Origin of the sequence: Tenacibaculum sp. SDUM215027 (assembly GCF_050566205.1) — a bacterium.
Taxonomy (GTDB): domain Bacteria; phylum Bacteroidota; class Bacteroidia; order Flavobacteriales; family Flavobacteriaceae; genus Polaribacter.
Genome location: NZ_JBNXUE010000003.1, coordinates 260,288 through 276,480, shown reverse-complemented (window position 1 = coordinate 276,480; position 16,193 = coordinate 260,288). Strand labels below are relative to the sequence as shown.

Annotated in this window: 19 protein-coding genes; 14 read left to right on the top strand and 5 right to left on the bottom strand. The window is 31.6% G+C overall.

The genetic code is table 11. From position 1 onward, the window contains the following. Positions 1-222: 222 nt before the first annotated feature. A complete protein-coding gene (locus ACQYZ7_RS09500; protein WP_430729512.1) occupies positions 223-750 on the bottom strand; it encodes a mechanosensitive ion channel domain-containing protein in 528 nt (175 codons plus the stop codon). A 97-nt stretch (positions 751-847) separates the two neighbouring features. On the opposite strand from ACQYZ7_RS09500, the gene ACQYZ7_RS09495 reads away from it, so the two are divergent. From ACQYZ7_RS09495 to ACQYZ7_RS09455, 9 genes are all read left to right on the top strand, one after another. Further along, positions 848-1,681 (top strand): universal stress protein, encoded by an 834-nt coding sequence (locus tag ACQYZ7_RS09495; RefSeq protein WP_430729511.1) that lies wholly within the window; start codon positions 848-850, stop codon positions 1,679-1,681. A gap of 2 nt (positions 1,682-1,683) precedes the next feature. After that, a complete protein-coding gene (locus ACQYZ7_RS09490; protein ID WP_430729510.1) occupies positions 1,684-2,061 on the top strand; it encodes a hypothetical protein in 378 nt (125 codons plus the stop codon). An 8-nt stretch (positions 2,062-2,069) separates the two neighbouring features. After that, positions 2,070-3,134: a magnesium/cobalt transporter CorA gene (gene corA, locus ACQYZ7_RS09485; RefSeq protein WP_430729509.1), complete on the top strand. Its 1,065-nt coding sequence runs from the start codon at positions 2,070-2,072 to the stop codon at positions 3,132-3,134. A 50-nt stretch (positions 3,135-3,184) separates the two neighbouring features. Beyond that, entirely contained in the window at positions 3,185-3,604 is a 420-nt protein-coding gene (locus ACQYZ7_RS09480; protein WP_430729508.1) for an HYC_CC_PP family protein, read from the top strand. 107 nt (positions 3,605-3,711) lie between these two features. Continuing rightward, on the top strand, positions 3,712-7,494 hold the full coding sequence (locus tag ACQYZ7_RS09475; RefSeq protein ID WP_430729507.1) for an efflux RND transporter permease subunit: 3,783 nt from the start codon (positions 3,712-3,714) through the stop codon (positions 7,492-7,494). Positions 7,495-7,517: 23 nt separating this feature from the next. Continuing rightward, the gene (locus ACQYZ7_RS09470) at positions 7,518-7,868 is read left to right on the top strand and encodes a four helix bundle protein (protein WP_430729506.1); all 351 of its coding nucleotides are present in this window, start codon (positions 7,518-7,520) and stop codon (positions 7,866-7,868) included. Further along, on the top strand, positions 7,865-9,160 hold the full coding sequence (locus ACQYZ7_RS09465) for a TolC family protein (protein WP_430729505.1): 1,296 nt from the start codon (positions 7,865-7,867) through the stop codon (positions 9,158-9,160). Before ACQYZ7_RS09470 ends, ACQYZ7_RS09465 begins: the two co-directional genes overlap by 4 nt. A 1-nt stretch (position 9,161) precedes the next feature. Then, entirely contained in the window at positions 9,162-10,862 is a 1,701-nt protein-coding gene (locus ACQYZ7_RS09460) for an efflux RND transporter periplasmic adaptor subunit (protein WP_430729504.1), read from the top strand. A gap of 13 nt (positions 10,863-10,875) precedes the next feature. Next, a complete protein-coding gene (locus tag ACQYZ7_RS09455) occupies positions 10,876-11,322 on the top strand; it encodes a heavy-metal-associated domain-containing protein (protein ID WP_430729503.1) in 447 nt (148 codons plus the stop codon). A 42-nt stretch (positions 11,323-11,364) separates the two neighbouring features. On the opposite strand, the gene ACQYZ7_RS09450 is transcribed toward ACQYZ7_RS09455, so the two are convergent. From ACQYZ7_RS09450 to ACQYZ7_RS09440, 3 genes are read right to left on the bottom strand one after another with little or no spacing between them, the layout of a single operon-like run. Next, the gene (locus tag ACQYZ7_RS09450) at positions 11,365-11,775 is read right to left on the bottom strand and encodes a VOC family protein (protein ID WP_430729502.1); all 411 of its coding nucleotides are present in this window, start codon (positions 11,773-11,775) and stop codon (positions 11,365-11,367) included. 17 nt (positions 11,776-11,792) lie between these two features. After that, entirely contained in the window at positions 11,793-12,164 is a 372-nt protein-coding gene (locus ACQYZ7_RS09445; RefSeq protein WP_430729501.1) for a DoxX family protein, read from the bottom strand. 28 nt (positions 12,165-12,192) lie between these two features. Next, the gene (locus ACQYZ7_RS09440; RefSeq protein ID WP_430729500.1) at positions 12,193-12,603 is read right to left on the bottom strand and encodes an SRPBCC family protein; all 411 of its coding nucleotides are present in this window, start codon (positions 12,601-12,603) and stop codon (positions 12,193-12,195) included. Positions 12,604-12,716: 113 nt separating this feature from the next. Between ACQYZ7_RS09440 and ACQYZ7_RS09435 the strand changes: the two genes are divergently transcribed. The 5 genes from ACQYZ7_RS09435 (at position 12,717) to ACQYZ7_RS09415 (ending at position 15,568) form a co-directional block, all read left to right on the top strand. Then, positions 12,717-13,688, top strand: coding sequence for a GlxA family transcriptional regulator (locus ACQYZ7_RS09435; RefSeq protein WP_430729499.1), 972 nt, complete (start codon positions 12,717-12,719; stop codon positions 13,686-13,688). Between the two features lie 122 nt (positions 13,689-13,810). Then, positions 13,811-14,131, top strand: coding sequence for an ArsR/SmtB family transcription factor (locus ACQYZ7_RS09430; protein ID WP_430729498.1), 321 nt, complete (start codon positions 13,811-13,813; stop codon positions 14,129-14,131). A 3-nt stretch (positions 14,132-14,134) separates the two neighbouring features. Next, a complete protein-coding gene (locus tag ACQYZ7_RS09425) occupies positions 14,135-14,605 on the top strand; it encodes an SRPBCC domain-containing protein (protein ID WP_430729497.1) in 471 nt (156 codons plus the stop codon). After that, positions 14,602-14,982, top strand: coding sequence for a DoxX family protein (locus ACQYZ7_RS09420; protein WP_430729496.1), 381 nt, complete (start codon positions 14,602-14,604; stop codon positions 14,980-14,982). Before ACQYZ7_RS09425 ends, ACQYZ7_RS09420 begins: the two co-directional genes overlap by 4 nt. A 7-nt stretch (positions 14,983-14,989) precedes the next feature. Further along, positions 14,990-15,568: a YdeI/OmpD-associated family protein gene (locus ACQYZ7_RS09415; RefSeq protein WP_430729495.1), complete on the top strand. Its 579-nt coding sequence runs from the start codon at positions 14,990-14,992 to the stop codon at positions 15,566-15,568. 86 nt (positions 15,569-15,654) lie between these two features. On the opposite strand, the gene ACQYZ7_RS09410 is transcribed toward ACQYZ7_RS09415, so the two are convergent. Next, positions 15,655-16,107, bottom strand: a complete 453-nt coding sequence (locus ACQYZ7_RS09410; protein WP_430729494.1) for a carboxymuconolactone decarboxylase family protein — start codon at positions 16,105-16,107, stop codon at positions 15,655-15,657. Positions 16,108-16,193 lie beyond the last annotated feature (86 nt).

Genomic DNA, 16,193 nt, shown 5'->3' with positions numbered 1-16,193 from the left:
ATAAAAATTCAGAGGTAGAGAGTATTGAAAGTTGGAAGAAACCTTAATTTTTCGGTTGTGTTTCTCAAACACTAAATAATCTACTATCTTCCCATAGAAGTTATTACCGAAATAAGTAAAACGTAACATTTTGACTTATGTGATAAGATGTGGTAAATGTAAACTATTTTTTAATACAACAAACTTTTTTTTGTTTTTTTTAATGGTTTGGTTTGTAGTTGTTTAGTTCTTTTTTTGTTTCCTTATTAACTCTATTCCTTTGTATAAAATAGTTGTATTAGGTATCGTAATTTCTCTTTTTTCTTCTGGCATATATAAAAGAACATAAAAACCAGTAATGTTTTTAACAACCCCTTGTAAATCGAAGTCTTTGTCTATAATTTTTATGGTATCGCCGATGCGCATAGGATGATAAAAAAACAAAATAATACTAGCCGTTAGGTTTGATAAAATAGACCATTGAGCAAAAAAACCAACTCCAAGTACCGCAAGTATTGAAGAAGCAAAAACGATAACTTCTTTAAAGTTAATTCCAAAAATTATCAATGAGATAAAGAAAGTTAAGGTATAATATAGAAAATAACTTAGGTTCAATATCAACTTTCTTCTATGAGGTTCAATAGCATTTTTTACTATATAAGACCTGGTGAGTTTTTTAGTAAGATAAATCAAAAAAAATAGCGTTGCTATTAAAAGCAAGAATTGTAAAAATGGACTGTAGAGAGACAATTCTAAAAAACGATTTTTCATTATTGAGTATTTTTATTACAAATATACTTCTGGTTTTGTAAATATAATCTCGAAATAAAAAATTATATTTGATTGGAAATCATAATTCTATACCGTTATGAAAAATATTTTAATACCATATAATTTTTCAGAAGCAGCGATTAATGCTTTGAATTATACAAAACAACTGTTCAAAGGTGTTGAGGCAACTATTTATTTGTTAGATGTATATATAAGCCAACCTTCAGAGTTGTTAAGTGATGAAGAAAACGAGAATTGGTTTCATGAAATGGATAATGAAATTGAAGACGAATTAAAGTATTTGATCGATGTTTTAAGAAGAGAAGATACTAGCTTTAATTACGATTATATCGTAGCATCTAATTCATTAACGAAAGCAGTAACGAACACAATTAAAGAAAAGAACATTGATGTTGTAATCGCTGGTACAAAAGGGGCAAAAAGTTTAGCCGAAACATTTATTGGTACTAATACCATGAAAATGATTAACGTAGTTAAAGAATGCCCAATATTGGTAGTGCCAATGCATTATAAATATAAAGTATTACATCAAATAGTGTTTTCAACAAACTATAAAAGATCGTTTACGGTAAGTGAATTACAGTTTTTAATGAACTTGAGTACAATAAAAAAATGTGTACTTGAAGTTGTAAACCTTTCAGAAGAAAGCTTTTTATCTGAGAATCAACAAAGAAATAAAGTAAAGTTAAGAGAGTTATTACAGGAGTTGAATGTTATTTATAAAAAGTTAGATTGGAAAGAATCTGAGACATTGACTCTAGAGAATCATATAGAAGAAACAAAAAGCGAGTTGCTAGTTTTAATAAATCATAAATACAATTTCTTCAATCGCTTGCTAGATGAAAACGTAATAAAAAAATCGGCATTTCACAGTAAAATACCTATATTGATCTTGCCAGAAATAACTTAATTATGAATTTTTCAGAAGAATTTTATAAAAGCATATCTAACTTGTTTTATGCAGTTTCTATGGCTGATAAGAATATGACGGTAGATGAGAAAAAGAGCATTGTTAAAAGGGTGGAGAAGAATTGGTCTACTTCAGGGAATAAATCGGATAGTGAATTGATTTATGAAACTTTAAGAGGGTTAATTAAAGAAAAAACTACTTCAGAACAAGCTTATGAGAGCTTTAAAAAATACTACTTAACACATCGAAATGAATTCTCAAAAAAAGTAATTCATGACTTATTAGCAGCATCTCATGAAATTTCTAGTTCTTATGCAGGAAAAAATAAATCAGAACTCATAATTTTAGCCAGACTGTATAAATTATTCAATCTCGTATAACTAAGCGTATGACAAGGTTTATAACCAAACAAAAAAACACTAAAAATGTAGTTCCAGGAAACCCAGTTTTTGTAGGAAATCAAAAAGAAGAAAATACTAGAATACGATTAATAGGTTATGATGAAAACGAACTTGTAGAAGTTGAACTTAAAGCTATAAGTGAGCTTAAGAGTTATTTAAGTAAATATAAAAAGCTTTGGATTAACATAGATGGTTTACATGACGTTGACTTGGTAGGAGAAGTAGGTAAGTTATTTGATATTCATACGCTTGTTCTTGAAGATATTGTAAATACAGATCAAAGGCCGAGAGTAGATATTGAAGAGACTTACATTTTTACTAGTATTAAGATGATGTTTTTAAATAAAGAAATACGTCAGCTTGAGGCAGAGCAAGTGTCTATGTATTTATTAAAAAATGTACTCATTACTTTTCAAGAAAGACAAGGAGATATTTTTGAACCTGTAAGAGAAAGATTACGAAATAAAAAGGGTAGAGTTCGTAATTATAGTATAACATACTTAAAATATTGTTTGTTAGATGTAATTGTAGATAATTACAATTTTTTAATGGAAACTTTCGGAGAGAAAGTAGAAGAATTAGAAGATAAAATTTTACTCCAACCTAATAGAAACACATTACAAGAAATCAATAAATATAAAATAGAACTTAACTATTTTAGAAAAGCAATAAGGCCTGCTCGTGAGGCTATAAATAATTTTAAAGGATTAAAAACAGATTTAATTACTAATGTCGAGCAACCTTTTTTTAACGATTTGCACGATTTAATTCAGCGAAGTTATGATTCAGTTGAAAACTATAAAAGCATGCTGAGTGAGCAGCTAACGGTATATTCAACGAACGTAAATAACCGCTTAAACGATATCATGAAAATACTAACCATATTTTCAGTAGTATTTATTCCTATTACCTTTATAGCGGGAGTTTATGGAACAAATTTCGAATATATTCCAGAGCTTGCCTATCGTAGTGGATACTTTGTAATGTGGGGTGTTATTTTGTTTACAGTGATGATTATGTTAGGGTATTTTAAATATAAAAAATGGTTTTAAGGATTGTTTAAGTTTTTAAAATTTAAAATTTTGTACTTTTGTAGTGTAAAATGAAAAAAGCATTTCATAAAATAGCGTCTATTTTAATGACTTTTGTAGTGTTATTGTCTACAATGTCGTTTACTGTTAACAGTCACTTTTGTGGAGACATGTTAGTAGGTACAAGCTATTTTGTAAAAGCTGAATCTTGCGGAATGGATATGAAGCAAGAAACAAAACCTGAAGATTGTTCAGTAATGAAAAAGAACTGTTGTCAAGATGTGGCTTCAGTAGTTGAAGGTCAAGACACTTTAAAAATCACATCTTTGGATCAATTGTCTTTTGAACAACAAGTCTTTATAGCTTCATTTTACTACAGTTATGTTAATTTATTTGAAGGAGTTCACGATAAAGTAGTTCCTTTTAAAAATTACATACCTCCACTGGTCATCAAGGATATTCACGTACTTGATGAAGTATATTTAATTTGATTTTTTAAACAATAATTATTCGTCCTTTTGAGAAATTAAATAGGATGATTTGTCGTATTCGATGTTTTTTAAAACATCAATGTTTAATTGTTTAAAAATCATTTTTTATGCTAAATAAAAGCATCAAATTTTTAATAGAAAACAAACTGGTAGCAGTTATATTACTCGTTTTATTTGTAGGATGGGGAACTGTAAATGCACCATTTAATTTAGATACAGGTTTTTTACCAAGCGACCCTGTAGCAGTTGATGCTATACCTGATATTGGTGAAAACCAACAAATTGTTTTTACAAAGTGGGACGGACAATCTCCGCAAGATATAGAAGACCAAATAACCTACCCATTAACAACTTCCTTATTAGGGATTTCAGGAGTAAAAACCATTCGTAGTTCATCAATGTTTGGGCTATCGAGTATTTATGTCATTTTTGATGAAGGTGTTGATTTTTATTGGAGTCGTTCTCGAATTCTTGAAAAACTAAATTCATTACCAAGTAATTTATTACCAGAAGGGGTAAGTCCTTCTTTAGGCCCTGATGCAACAGGTTTAGGTCAAATTTTTTGGTACACACTAGAAGGACGTGATGAAGATGGAAATGTAACTGGAGGTTGGGATTTAAATGAATTACGTAGTGTACAAGATTATTATGTAAAATATGCACTTTCATCTGCAAATGGAGTATCTGAAGTAAGTTCAATAGGAGGTTATGTTCAAGAATACCAAATAGACGTAAAGCCAGAGTTGATGCGTCAATACAATATCAGTTTACAACAAATTGTAGCAGCAGTAAAGCAAAGTAATCAAGATATTGGAGCACAAACGATAGAAATAAATCAAGCTGAATATTTAGTTCGTGGTTTAGGGTATGTAAAGTCTATAGCAGATATTGAAAATGCTGTAGTAACTGCTAAAGATTATACTTCAATACGAGTAAAAGACATCGCAAAAGTATCATTAGGAGCTGAGCCTCGTAGAGGAATTTTAGATAAAGAAGGTGCTGAGGTAGTAGGAGGTGTGGTTGTATCACGCTACGGAGCGAATCCTTTAGAGGTAATTACCAATGTAAAAGCGAAGATTAAAGAATTAAGTGCAGGTTTACCAAGTAAGGAGTTAAAAGACGGTAGAACTTCTCAATTAACAATAGTTCCGTTTTATGATCGTACTGAGTTAATCCATGAAACTTTAGATACGTTGAACGAAGCACTTACATTAGAAATACTCATTACTATTTTAGTAATTGTTGTAATGGTATTCAATTTACGAGCTTCTATATTAATTTCAGGACTCCTACCTGTGTCAGTATTAATGGTTTTTATTGCAATGAAAGCCTTCGGAGTTGATGCAAACATCGTAGCCTTATCAGGAATTGCTATTGCTATTGGAACAATGGTAGATGTCGGGGTCATACTCTCCGAAAACATTATTAGTCATTTAGAGAAAAGAGAAGGAAAAGAAGTCATTCCGACAGAACGAGGTACGAATGACAAGGAACCTCTATCTATTAATCAAATAGTATACAATGCAACAGCTGAAGTTTCAGGAGCAATCGTAACTGCAGTAATGACAACTATTATTAGTTTTATTCCGGTGTTTACTATGATTGGTGCTGAAGGAAAATTATTCCGTCCACTAGCATTTACTAAAACATTCGCATTAATAGCGGCGATTGTAGTAGCATTGTTTTTAATACCACCATTTGCAGCTATTTTATTCAGAAAAAAAGAGCTAACGAAAAACTTTAAGTATATTTTAAATGGAGTTTTAATTGCGTTGGGTATTATCGCTTTGTTTTACGGAAACTGGCTAGGAATAGCATTAACAGCTTTCGGAGCAGTGCAGTTTTGGAGTAATTACTCAGGAAAAAAAGCAGTTTATTTTTCGTTTTCCAAGTATAGCTTAACATTGCCAGTAAATACTATCAATATTGTTATATCAGCATTAGCAATTGTTGGTTTGTTAGCAGAATATTGGAGACCTTTAGGTGTTGATAAAAGTATTATTACCAATCTTTTATTTGTAGCACTTATTTGTTTTGGATTGTTAGGTTTTTTCAGTTTACTTCAAAAACAGTACAATCAAATATTACAATGGGCACTGAATAATAAAGGATTGTTTTTAATCATTCCGTTAACAGTGTTAATTTGTGGGTTCCTCATTTTTAAGAATACAGGAAAAGAGTTTATGCCTTCGTTAAATGAAGGGTCATTTTTATTGATGCCGACTTCTATGCCGCACTCAGGTGTAGAGGAGAATAAGCGGGTATTACAACAATTAGATATGGCAGTTGCGAATATTCCAGAAATAGCAACGGTTGTAGGTAAAGCAGGGAGAACAGATTCTGCATTAGATCCCGCACCTTTATCGATGTATGAAAACATAATTAATTACAAACCAGAATATGCTTTAAATGCTGAAGGAGAGCGTCAACGATTCAAGGTTGATAAAAATGGTGATTTTGTATTGAAAAACGGAACGTCATTACGAGTGAAAAAAGGTGAAGCGAGGCAAACTGTTAATGCAAATGAGGAACTTATTCCTGATGAGAATGGAGAGTTCTTCCGAAATTGGCGTCCGCATATCAAATCACCCAATGACATTTGGAATGAAATTGTAAAAGTAACAAGGCTGCCAGGAGTAACATCGGCACCAAAACTACAACCTATCGAAACCCGATTGGTTATGTTGCAAACGGGAATGCGTGCACCGATGGGAATCAAAGTAAAAGGACAAGATTTAAAACAAATTGAAGCTTTTGGCGTAGAGCTTGAAGGTGTTTTAAAGGAAGTTGAAGGAGTTAAAAAAGAAGCTGTTTTTGCTGATAGAATTGTAGGGAAACCTTATCTGCTAATTGATATTGATAGAGAGAAATTAGCTCGTTACGGAATTACCATTCAAACCGTACAAGATGTGTTGAAAGTAGCTGTAGGAGGTATGCAATTATCGCAAACGGTAGAAGGAAGAGAACGTTATGGAATTCGTGTTCGCTATCCAAGAGAGTTACGATCTAATCCGACCGATTTAGAAAATATTTACGTACCAGTAGCTAAAGGAGCTCCGATTCCATTAAGTGAATTAGCAACGATTCGTTACGAACAAGGACCTCAAATGATTAAAAGTGAAGACACATTTTTAATAGGATATGTATTGTTTGATAAGTTAGATGGTTTTGCTGAGGTAAATGTAGTAGAGGTTGCTCAAAAAGCAATTCAACAAAAGGTAGATTCAGGAGAACTAGTCGTTCCTAAAGGAATATCTTATCAGTTTACAGGAACCTATGAAAATCAATTGAGAGCAGAAAAAACCTTATCGGTAGTAGTGCCATTGGCATTGATGATTATCTTTTTAATACTGTATTTTCAGTTCCGTTCAGTAGCTACTTCATTAATGGTGTTTACAGGAATTACAGTAGCTTTTGCAGGAGGATTTATCATGATGTGGCTATACGGGCAAGATTGGTTCTTGAATTTTAGTGTATTTGGAGAAAACTTGCGAGAGCTATTTCAAATGCATCCAATTAATTTAAGTGTTGCTGTTTGGGTAGGGTTTATAGCATTGTTTGGAATTGCAACTGATGATGGTGTGGTAATGGCTACCTACCTAAAACAGACATTTACTAAAGATAAACCTAAAACTATTGAAGCTATTCGAGCATCTGCATTACACGGAGGAAACAAACGTATTAGAGCATGCTTAATGACAACAGCGACTACTATTTTAGCCTTGTTGCCAGTATTAACCTCTACAGGAAGAGGTAGTGATATTATGATTCCGATGGCGATTCCTGCTTTTGGAGGAATGATTATAGATGTTACTTCGTATTTTATTGTACCAGTACTGTATAGTTGGAGAGAAGAGTTTTTATTAAAAAGGAAAGTTAAAAATGAATAGTGTAAAGTGTAAAATTTTTAAATATGAGTATTTTAAAAGATAAAAGTTATGTGTTTGCATTAGAGATTGTGAAGCTTTCACAGTGTTTGGTTGCCGATAAAAAAGAATATATCTTAAGTAAGCAGCTTTTGAGAAGTGGTACAGCTGTAGGAGCTTTAATAAGAGAAGCTGAATTTGCGCAAAGTAAGAAAGACTTTATTTATAAAATGAGTATTGCATTAAAAGAAGCCAATGAAACCTTGTATTGGTTAGACCTTTTAAAAGATACTAACTATTTAGTTGAAGATAGATATATGTCACTACATTCAGTTTGTAAAGAATTAGTAGCAATGTTGTTAAGTTCAATAAAAACATCAAAAAAGTCCATATCATGAAGCAGTTTATAATTTTTATATTTCACATAATAATGGGCTGGATAGTTTTAGGTATTTCGTTTTTCACTTTTCATTCAAAAAAAGTATTCACTTTTAGTTTTTCACTTTTATTTTTTCACTTTTCAAATGCGCAAAACTTACAGGAATACATAAACATAGCCTTAGAAAATAACCCTGAAGTACAGCAGTTTGATACACAGTACAAGCGTATTTCAGAGAAAAAAGAAGAGGTAAATACACTACCAAATACTGAGTTTGGGGCAGGATACTTTGTAAGTACACCAGAAACACGTACTGGTCCGCAGAAGTTTAAACTATCTGTAAAACAAATGATTCCTTTCTTCGGAACCATAACAGCACGAGAAAACTATGTGTCTTCATTAGCAGATGCAGCTTATCAAGATATTGTAGTAGTGAAACGTAAACTAGCAACATCGGTAGCGCAATCGTATTACAAACTCTATGAAGTTAAAGCGAAACAAAAAGTGTTAAAGGAGAATATAGCATTACTAGAAACCTATGAAAAGTTAGCATTAACTTCAGTTGAAGTAGGAAAAGCATCTGCAGTAGATGTGTTAAGGTTACAAATAAGACAAAATGAGTTAGCACAACAAAAAGAAGTGTTGCAAGAAACTTTTTTAGGAATGAGAAAAGCATTTAATAAATTACTGAATCAAGATGTTAACACACCAGTTTCAGTAGTTGATAGTTTACGAATTCCGACAGAAGTAGCTAAAATACAACCAAGTACTTTAAAGTTACATCCAGAGTTGATGAAGTTTGATAAGTTGCATGTTTCCGTAGAAAAATCAGAGTTCTTAAATCAAAAAGAAAAACAACCTATGATTGGTTTTGGACTTGATTATGTAAATGTTGAAAAGCGCACGGATATGGATATGGCTGATAATGGCAAGGATATTATAATGCCAATGGTATCGTTGTCAATTCCTATTTTCAATAAGAAAAATAAATCTATAAGCAAACAAAATAAGTTACAACAAAAGGAAATTATTTCACAAAAGGAACAACGATATAATACTTTAGAATCTGTGTTGTACAGAGCGGTTTCAGATAGGAAATCATCTGTAATAAGTTATCGAACACAACTTAAAAATTTAGAGCAAGCAAAAAATGCAGAACAAATCTTAGTAAAAAGTTACGAGACAGGAACAATAGATTTTAACGATGTGTTAGATATTCAGGAATTACAATTGAAATTTCAAATGAATATGATTACATCAGAAGTAAATTACTACACACAAAGTACCATAATTAATTATTTAATTAAATAAGATGAAAAAATATATAGTTTATATAGCAATTTTAATCGCTGGACTGTTCTTAGGATGGCTGCTTTTTGGAGGTTCTTCAAATAATGAAGCAGCACACGATCATAATACAGTAGAGAAGAATAAAATGTGGACTTGTTCTATGCATCCACAGATTATGCAACCAGAACCAGGAGATTGCCCTATTTGTGGGATGGATTTAATTCCTGCGGAAGCTAGCGCAGATGGATTGGCGGCAAATCAGTTTAAATTAACTAAAAATGCATTGGCGTTGGCGAACGTACAAACTACTGTGATTGGTGATGCTATCAATGCTGATAATACAATTACACTATCAGGAAAAATAGCAGAAAACGAAAAGTCGAATGCAGTACAGGTAAGCTATTTTGCAGGAAGAATAGAACGTTTGAATGTGAATTTTACAGGAGAGAAAATAAACAAAGGTCAGTTATTAGCAACGGTATATTCTCCTGAATTGGTAAAAGCGCAGCAAGAATTATTAACAGCAGCTTCTGTAAAAGAAAATCAACCCGCATTGTACAAAGCAGTTAGAAATAAATTGAAATTATGGAAGCTATCAGAGAAACAAATCAATCAGATAGAGAAAACAGGAAAAGTCAAAGAAAACTTTCCTGTATATGCTACGGTTTCTGGTACGGTGTCAGAAAAATTAGTAGAACAGGGAGATTATGTAAGTCAAGGACAAGCTTTATTGAAAATAGCTAACTTGAATTCGGTATGGGCAAATTTTGATGTGTATGAAAATCAAATCAGTAATTTTAAAGTAGGGCAAAGTATAAAAATTACTACCAATGCCTACCCTAACGAAACTTTTAATGCAAAAGTTTCATTTATCAACCCTGTGTTAAATCCAGAAACACGTACAGTAACCATGCGTGCTGTATTGAATAACAGTCAAGGAAAGTTTAAACCAGCAATGTTTGTTACAGGGAAAGTGGAAGCAGAAGAAAAACAAACTGAACAACAATTAAGTATTCCTGCAACAGCAGTGTTGTGGACAGGAAAGCGTTCTATTGTATATGTAAAACCAGACGCTAGCAAACCAATTTTTGAAATGCGTGAGATTGTGTTAGGAGGAAGAGTAGGTGAGAATTATCAAATAAAAAAAGGATTAGAGTCAGGAGAGGAGATTGTGACGAATGGAGTGTTTACCATAGATGCCTCAGCACAATTGCAAGGAAAGAAGTCAATGATGAATCATACTAAAGAAATTACAGAATCTTTTAGCACACCTAAAAAGTTTAAAGAGCAATTGCAAAAGGCTTATGAAGGGTATATAGAGTTAAAAGATGCTTTAGTAAAAACGGATGCTAACGCAGCAAAAACCAGTGCTGAAAACCTGCAAAAAAACTTAATGTCGATAGACATGAAGTTGCTAACTAATAAAGCAACACACCAACAATGGATGCAATTAATTCCTGCATTAAAATCAAGTAATGCAGAAATAGCAAAAACAACTGATGTTGCTATACAACGAAAGTATTTTAAAATAGTATCTGATAATTTTATTAAAGCAGTTCAGTCTTTCGGGATTAATGAAGTTACTTATAAACAGTACTGTCCTATGGCAGATAGTGACAAAGGTGCTTATTGGTTAAGTAAAGAAAAACAAGTGTTAAACCCATATTTTGGTGATATGATGCTAAAATGTGGTGAAGTAAAAGAAACAATAAATAATAATTAAATTTCAATTCAAAATGAGAAAAGTAATCTTAGGAGTGGCTATGTTGGCTACTATTGGTTTAGCAAGTTGTAAAAACGAAGCTAAAAAAGAAACAGAAACAAAAGAAGTACAAACAGAGCAAACTTCAGGAAAAGAAGTAGCAATGGCTACTGCAACTTTTGGAGTAAGAGGTAACTGCGGAATGTGTAAAAGTACCATAGAAAAGGCAGTAAATGATGTTGATGGAGTAGCATCGGTAGATTGGGACAAAGCACGAAAACAAGTCAATGTGTCGTTTGATGATTCAAAAACGAATTTAGATGCAATTCACAATGCAGTTGCGGCATCTGGTTACGATACTGATAAAGTTTCAGGAAATGAAGAAGCTTACGGGAATTTACCAGGTTGTTGTCAATACGATCACAATATGGAAATGAGCTTAAAAGGTGAGGTAAAAGCAGATGAAACATCTAATCACTAATTTTAAAAAAGTGTAACGAACTTAAAACTTCGTTACACTTTTTTATTTCTTACTACAACTAAATAACCAACGTATTCCGTATTTATCGGTTATACTTCCAAATAAATGGCCCCAATGGTTTCTCTTTAAAGGGAACGCTATTGTTTTCTTTTCGGCTAAACTTGAATAGTATTGTCTTATCTCAGTTTCATTACAGCTTTTCAGAAGGATAGCAATAGTATTTCCTTGTAATAATTTGTCTTCATCAAATAAATCAGTACCCATTAATAACATATTTTCTTTTTTAAGAAAAGCCTGTACAATATATTTTTTATAATTGTTAGGAAGACTCTCAGTTTTAGGAGAGTCTTCTAAGGTTTGAAAATATAATTCACCACCCAAACAATTTTGGTAAAAAAGCATTGCTTCTCTGCAATTACCATTAAACGTAAGATAAGTTATTAATTGGCTCATTATTTAAAGTTAGTGAATCAATTGGTTATAGTATTTATTTTATGATAATTGATATAAGACAAGACTAAAATGCCAAGTGCTATAATTGGTAAAAAGGAATTAAGAGTAAGTCCATCAATAGCAGCATGACTTATAGCAGCAAATAAAAAAACAAAGCTAAAACCAGCATATGCCCATTCCTTTATCGTTTTATGTAGTTTAGGAATTATTAAAACGAGAGCTCCTAATATTTTAAAAATAACTAAAGCATTTCCGAAATATTGTGGATATCCTAAGTGTTTAATTCCTTCTTTTGCCAGTTCCGTTTGAGAAAATAATGCAGGCATAAGACCTTCAAAAAGAACAATGATAATAGTAGTTATCCAAAATATAGTTTTATTAGTTTTCATAATAATAAGTTTTTATACTTAGTTAACCTTATTGGTTTTCTACATACCTTTTAAAATTATCTAAAATAGCTTGCCATCCTCCTTTTTGTACTTCAATAGAGTTTTGAGCTTCTGCATCAAAAACTGTTATAACTTCAGTATAGTCTTCTTTTGGTGTAAAGTTTGTTTTTGCCTTTCTACCATCATCCATGGTATATGCAATACACTCAAGAGGGCTTACTTCATCGTAAGTACCGGTAAAATCGAAACTAAAGCTTCCGTCTTTAGCTTCCATTCTTGATAAGAATTTTCCTCCAACTTTTAAATCGTTTTCAGCGCGAGTAGTATGCCAATCTTCAGAAGCTGTATTCCATGTTTTTATATGCTTTGGAGTTGTCCATATATCCCATACTTTGTTAGGAGTTCCTTTAATTGTTGTTTTAACTGTTATTTGTTCCATGATTTTAAGGTGTTAATGTTAATATTACAAAGATGAGATTAATTTAAAGTTTTCTTTGGGTGGTATAACGGCGTTTTTAAGGGCTAATTACGCCAATTTCTTATATTTGTTTTATGAAAAACGTTTCTATCCTTGTTCCAGAGTCCGCTGTAATAGAGTCTGTTGCCGATCCGCAGTACATGTTTTCTGCAGCTAATGATTTTTTAAGATCTAATAATCGAGAACCTCTTTTTAAGATAAACCTTGTAGGGAGTAAAAAAGAAATTAGTTTTAATAATGGTATGTTTTCTGTTCATACAAATAAGTTATTACATGAAGTTACTCAAACAGATCTTATTATAATACCGGCGCTTTTTGGAGATATGAAAACAGCAGTTAAACTTAATGAAGAAGCCATTCCTTGGATTGTAAAACATTATAAAAAAGGAACTGAAGTGGCCTCATTATGTGTTGGTGCGTTTTTATTAGCTTCAACAGGAATTTTGAATGGGAAGAAATGTTCTACACATTGGGCATTTTACAACGAGTTTCAAGAAACTTTTCCAGATGTTGAGGTGACTGACGGTAGTATTATTACCGAAGAAAATGGTATTTATTCTAGTGGAGGAGCAAATTCTTATTGGAACTTATTATTATATCTCTTAGAAAAGTATACTGATAGAGATACAGCTATTTTAGCTTCTAAATATTTTGCAATTGATATCGATAGAGATAGTCAGTCAGCGTTTACAATGTTTACAGGGCAAAAAAATCATAATGATTTGGAGGTTGCAAAAGTACAAGAGTATATAGAAGCAAATTATAAAGATAAAATTACTGTTGATGATATGGCAAACTTAGTAGCCGTTAGCAGAAGAAGTTTTGAAAGACGTTTTAAACAGGCTACCAATAATACCATTATTCAGTATCATCAGCGTGTAAAAATTGAAGCAGCCAAGAGACATTTTGAAAGTACTAGAAAAAATATTACAGAGGTAATGTATGAAGTAGGGTATTCGGATACCAAAGCTTTTAGAAATGTTTTTAAAAAGATTACAGGGCTAACACCTATTGAATATAGGAACAAATATTGTAAAGGAAGTTAATCTTTTAAAAGGTATTTTGATGTTTAGACGTTTGAATATTAGTTGATTATTCTTTGTTTTTAAGTCTTGAAATTTGCGCAGTCAAATAACTTCTTTTATATTAGCAGTTAAATAACTGCGTAATGAAGTTAAGAAGAGATGTATTTCAAGCCATAGCCGATCCAACCCGTAGAACTATTATTTCTTTAGTAGCGCTTCATGCCATGACTCCATCTGCAATAGCCAATAATTTTGAGTATTCAAGGCAAACAATTTCTAAGCATATACAAATACTATCTGAATGTGATATTCTGAAACAGGAGCATAAAGGTAGAGAGATATACTATCATTTAAATCCAGAGGGAATGAAAGAAATAGCAGCTTTTATTGAGCCTTTTAGAGAGTTTTGGGATGAACGGTATAATAAGTTAGAGTCTGTTATGAAAAACTATAAAAAAAAATAAAATATGGAGCAGAAGACCAAAGTTACAGCTGAAGCTGGAGAACAAGAAATTTTAATAAATAGAATATTTGATTTGCCGATAGAGCACTTATTTATGGCGTATGTTGATCCTGAAATCATTGAACAATGGATGGATACAAAGGTACTAAAGCTTGAAAGTGAAGCAAATGGAAGCTATCAGTTTGAAACGACTGATGGAACAGGAAATAAACATTTGATAAAAGGAGTTATTCACGAGTTTATTCCTCAGAAAAAAATTATTAGAACTTTTGAGATGGATAGTATGCCTTTTGGTGTGCAGTTAGAAGTTTTTACGTTTGAAAAATTAACAGATAGTAAGAGTAAGCTTATTAAGAAAGTAATTTACCAATCGGTTAAAGATAGGGATGAAAATTTAAAACTTCCATTTAAAATGGGCATTAATTGGGCACATCAACGATTAGAAGAAGTTGTATATAAATTATATAAAGTATGAAAGTAAAAAACATTACGTATTGGGTATTGACAATATTTCTATCAATAGGAATGTTCGCAGGAGGTATTCAGCAGATGTTACAAATTGGAGGATACAATGAAATTGTTAAAGCGTTAGGATACCCGTTATATTTATTGAGCATTTTAGGTGTGTGGAAAATATTAGGAGTAATTGTTATTCTAGCTCCTAAATTAACTCTATTAAAAGAATGGGCATATGCAGGCTTCTTCTTTGCTATGTCTGGAGCAGCAATTTCTCATGTCGCCGTGGGTCAGAGTTTTATTGAAGCGGTACCATCTTTAATATTGTTAATAATAACAGTTTTATCTTGGTATTTAAGACCAGATAATAGAAGAATAAAAAGAATTATAAAGTAAGTTTGAAATGGAAAAAGTAGATAAGTATATAGAAAACATAAAAAAATGGAAAGAAGAAACAAAATTGTTACGACAAATTTGTTTGGGTTGTGGTCTTGAAGAAGGTTTTAAATGGATGCATCCTTGTTATACTTTTCAAGGAAAAAACATAGTGTTAATTCATGGTTTTAAAGATTATTGTGCATTACTTTTTCATAAAGGAGCATTATTAAAAGATACGGATGAGATTTTAATTCAACAAACAGAAAATGTACAATCGGCTCGTCAAATTAGGTTTGCAAAGCCAGAAGAAATTATAGATTTAATATCAACTATCAAAGCATATATTTTCGAAGCTATAGAGGTTGAAAAAGCAGGTTTAAAAGTAAAAACTAAGAAAACTTCAGAATTCGAAATGGTAAATGAATTTAAAGAAGTACTGCAAGAAAATCCAGATATACAAACAATTTTTGAAGCACTAACCCCAGGAAGACAAAGAAGTTACTTATTGTATTTTTCTCAAGCTAAACAATCAAAAACACGCTTGTCAAGAATAGAGAAGTCTATCCCAAAAATGATAGAAGGAAAAGGGTACAACGAAAGGTAAGAAATAGAGCTACCTAAAAAGCAGCTCTATAGAAAACTTAGATAAAAACTTGATAAATTAATATTGTTACGAAGTCTTATAATAGACTATAAAACGTTAGAAGTTGCATGAAACATTTGTGTAGATATTGCGATACGATTCCAAATATTAATTTCCCCTATTTGTATAATAATTTGTGCTATTTCATTATCGGTAAAGTACTCTTTAAGTTTCTGAAAGGTATCTTCTGTTAATCCGTTGTTGCTTATTTGTGTTATTTCATCAGTAGCAGCTAACAAAGCTTTTTCTTTTTCAGAAAATAAAGGAGATTCTTTCCAAGCACTTAAAGCAAAAATTCTGTTTTGTTTCTCTCCGTTTTTTAGAGCCTCAGCAGTATGCATTTCTATACAATAAGCACAAGTATTAATTTGAGAGGCTCTTATTTTTATAAGATTCTTACTATTATTTGAAAGGGCTGTTTCTCCAAGATATTTAGAAATTTCTAAAATAGCTTTGTAAGCATTAGGCTCTAATTCTTGAATGTTTAGTCTTTGTTTCATGATTTTTAATTTTATAAACCAAAGGTATTATTCCTAGTAATGTTAAAACTTAAGCCAGTTTAAGAAACGTAATGCAGTGTGTTAAA

What these genes read in the sequence shown, in the direction of transcription:
- ACQYZ7_RS09500 (WP_430729512.1), bottom strand. Translation starts at nt 750, where the DNA reads ATGAAAAATCGTTTTTTAGAATTGTCTCTCTACAGTCCATTTTTACAA.
- ACQYZ7_RS09460 (WP_430729504.1), top strand. Translation starts at nt 9,162, where the DNA reads ATGAAAAAATATATAGTTTATATAGCAATTTTAATCGCTGGACTGTTC.
- ACQYZ7_RS09410 (WP_430729494.1), bottom strand. Translation starts at nt 16,107, where the DNA reads ATGAAACAAAGACTAAACATTCAAGAATTAGAGCCTAATGCTTACAAA.
- ACQYZ7_RS09430 (WP_430729498.1), top strand. Translation starts at nt 13,811, where the DNA reads ATGAAGTTAAGAAGAGATGTATTTCAAGCCATAGCCGATCCAACCCGT.
- ACQYZ7_RS09415 (WP_430729495.1), top strand. Translation starts at nt 14,990, where the DNA reads ATGGAAAAAGTAGATAAGTATATAGAAAACATAAAAAAATGGAAAGAA.
- ACQYZ7_RS09475 (WP_430729507.1), top strand. Translation starts at nt 3,712, where the DNA reads ATGCTAAATAAAAGCATCAAATTTTTAATAGAAAACAAACTGGTAGCA.
- ACQYZ7_RS09480 (WP_430729508.1), top strand. Translation starts at nt 3,185, where the DNA reads ATGAAAAAAGCATTTCATAAAATAGCGTCTATTTTAATGACTTTTGTA.
- ACQYZ7_RS09495 (WP_430729511.1), top strand. Translation starts at nt 848, where the DNA reads ATGAAAAATATTTTAATACCATATAATTTTTCAGAAGCAGCGATTAAT.
- ACQYZ7_RS09465 (WP_430729505.1), top strand. Translation starts at nt 7,865, where the DNA reads ATGAAGCAGTTTATAATTTTTATATTTCACATAATAATGGGCTGGATA.
- corA (WP_430729509.1), top strand. Translation starts at nt 2,070, where the DNA reads ATGACAAGGTTTATAACCAAACAAAAAAACACTAAAAATGTAGTTCCA.
- ACQYZ7_RS09450 (WP_430729502.1), bottom strand. Translation starts at nt 11,775, where the DNA reads ATGAGCCAATTAATAACTTATCTTACGTTTAATGGTAATTGCAGAGAA.
- ACQYZ7_RS09470 (WP_430729506.1), top strand. Translation starts at nt 7,518, where the DNA reads ATGAGTATTTTAAAAGATAAAAGTTATGTGTTTGCATTAGAGATTGTG.
- ACQYZ7_RS09420 (WP_430729496.1), top strand. Translation starts at nt 14,602, where the DNA reads ATGAAAGTAAAAAACATTACGTATTGGGTATTGACAATATTTCTATCA.
- ACQYZ7_RS09455 (WP_430729503.1), top strand. Translation starts at nt 10,876, where the DNA reads ATGAGAAAAGTAATCTTAGGAGTGGCTATGTTGGCTACTATTGGTTTA.
- ACQYZ7_RS09440 (WP_430729500.1), bottom strand. Translation starts at nt 12,603, where the DNA reads ATGGAACAAATAACAGTTAAAACAACAATTAAAGGAACTCCTAACAAA.
- ACQYZ7_RS09425 (WP_430729497.1), top strand. Translation starts at nt 14,135, where the DNA reads ATGGAGCAGAAGACCAAAGTTACAGCTGAAGCTGGAGAACAAGAAATT.
- ACQYZ7_RS09445 (WP_430729501.1), bottom strand. Translation starts at nt 12,164, where the DNA reads ATGAAAACTAATAAAACTATATTTTGGATAACTACTATTATCATTGTT.
- ACQYZ7_RS09435 (WP_430729499.1), top strand. Translation starts at nt 12,717, where the DNA reads ATGAAAAACGTTTCTATCCTTGTTCCAGAGTCCGCTGTAATAGAGTCT.
- ACQYZ7_RS09490 (WP_430729510.1), top strand. Translation starts at nt 1,684, where the DNA reads ATGAATTTTTCAGAAGAATTTTATAAAAGCATATCTAACTTGTTTTAT.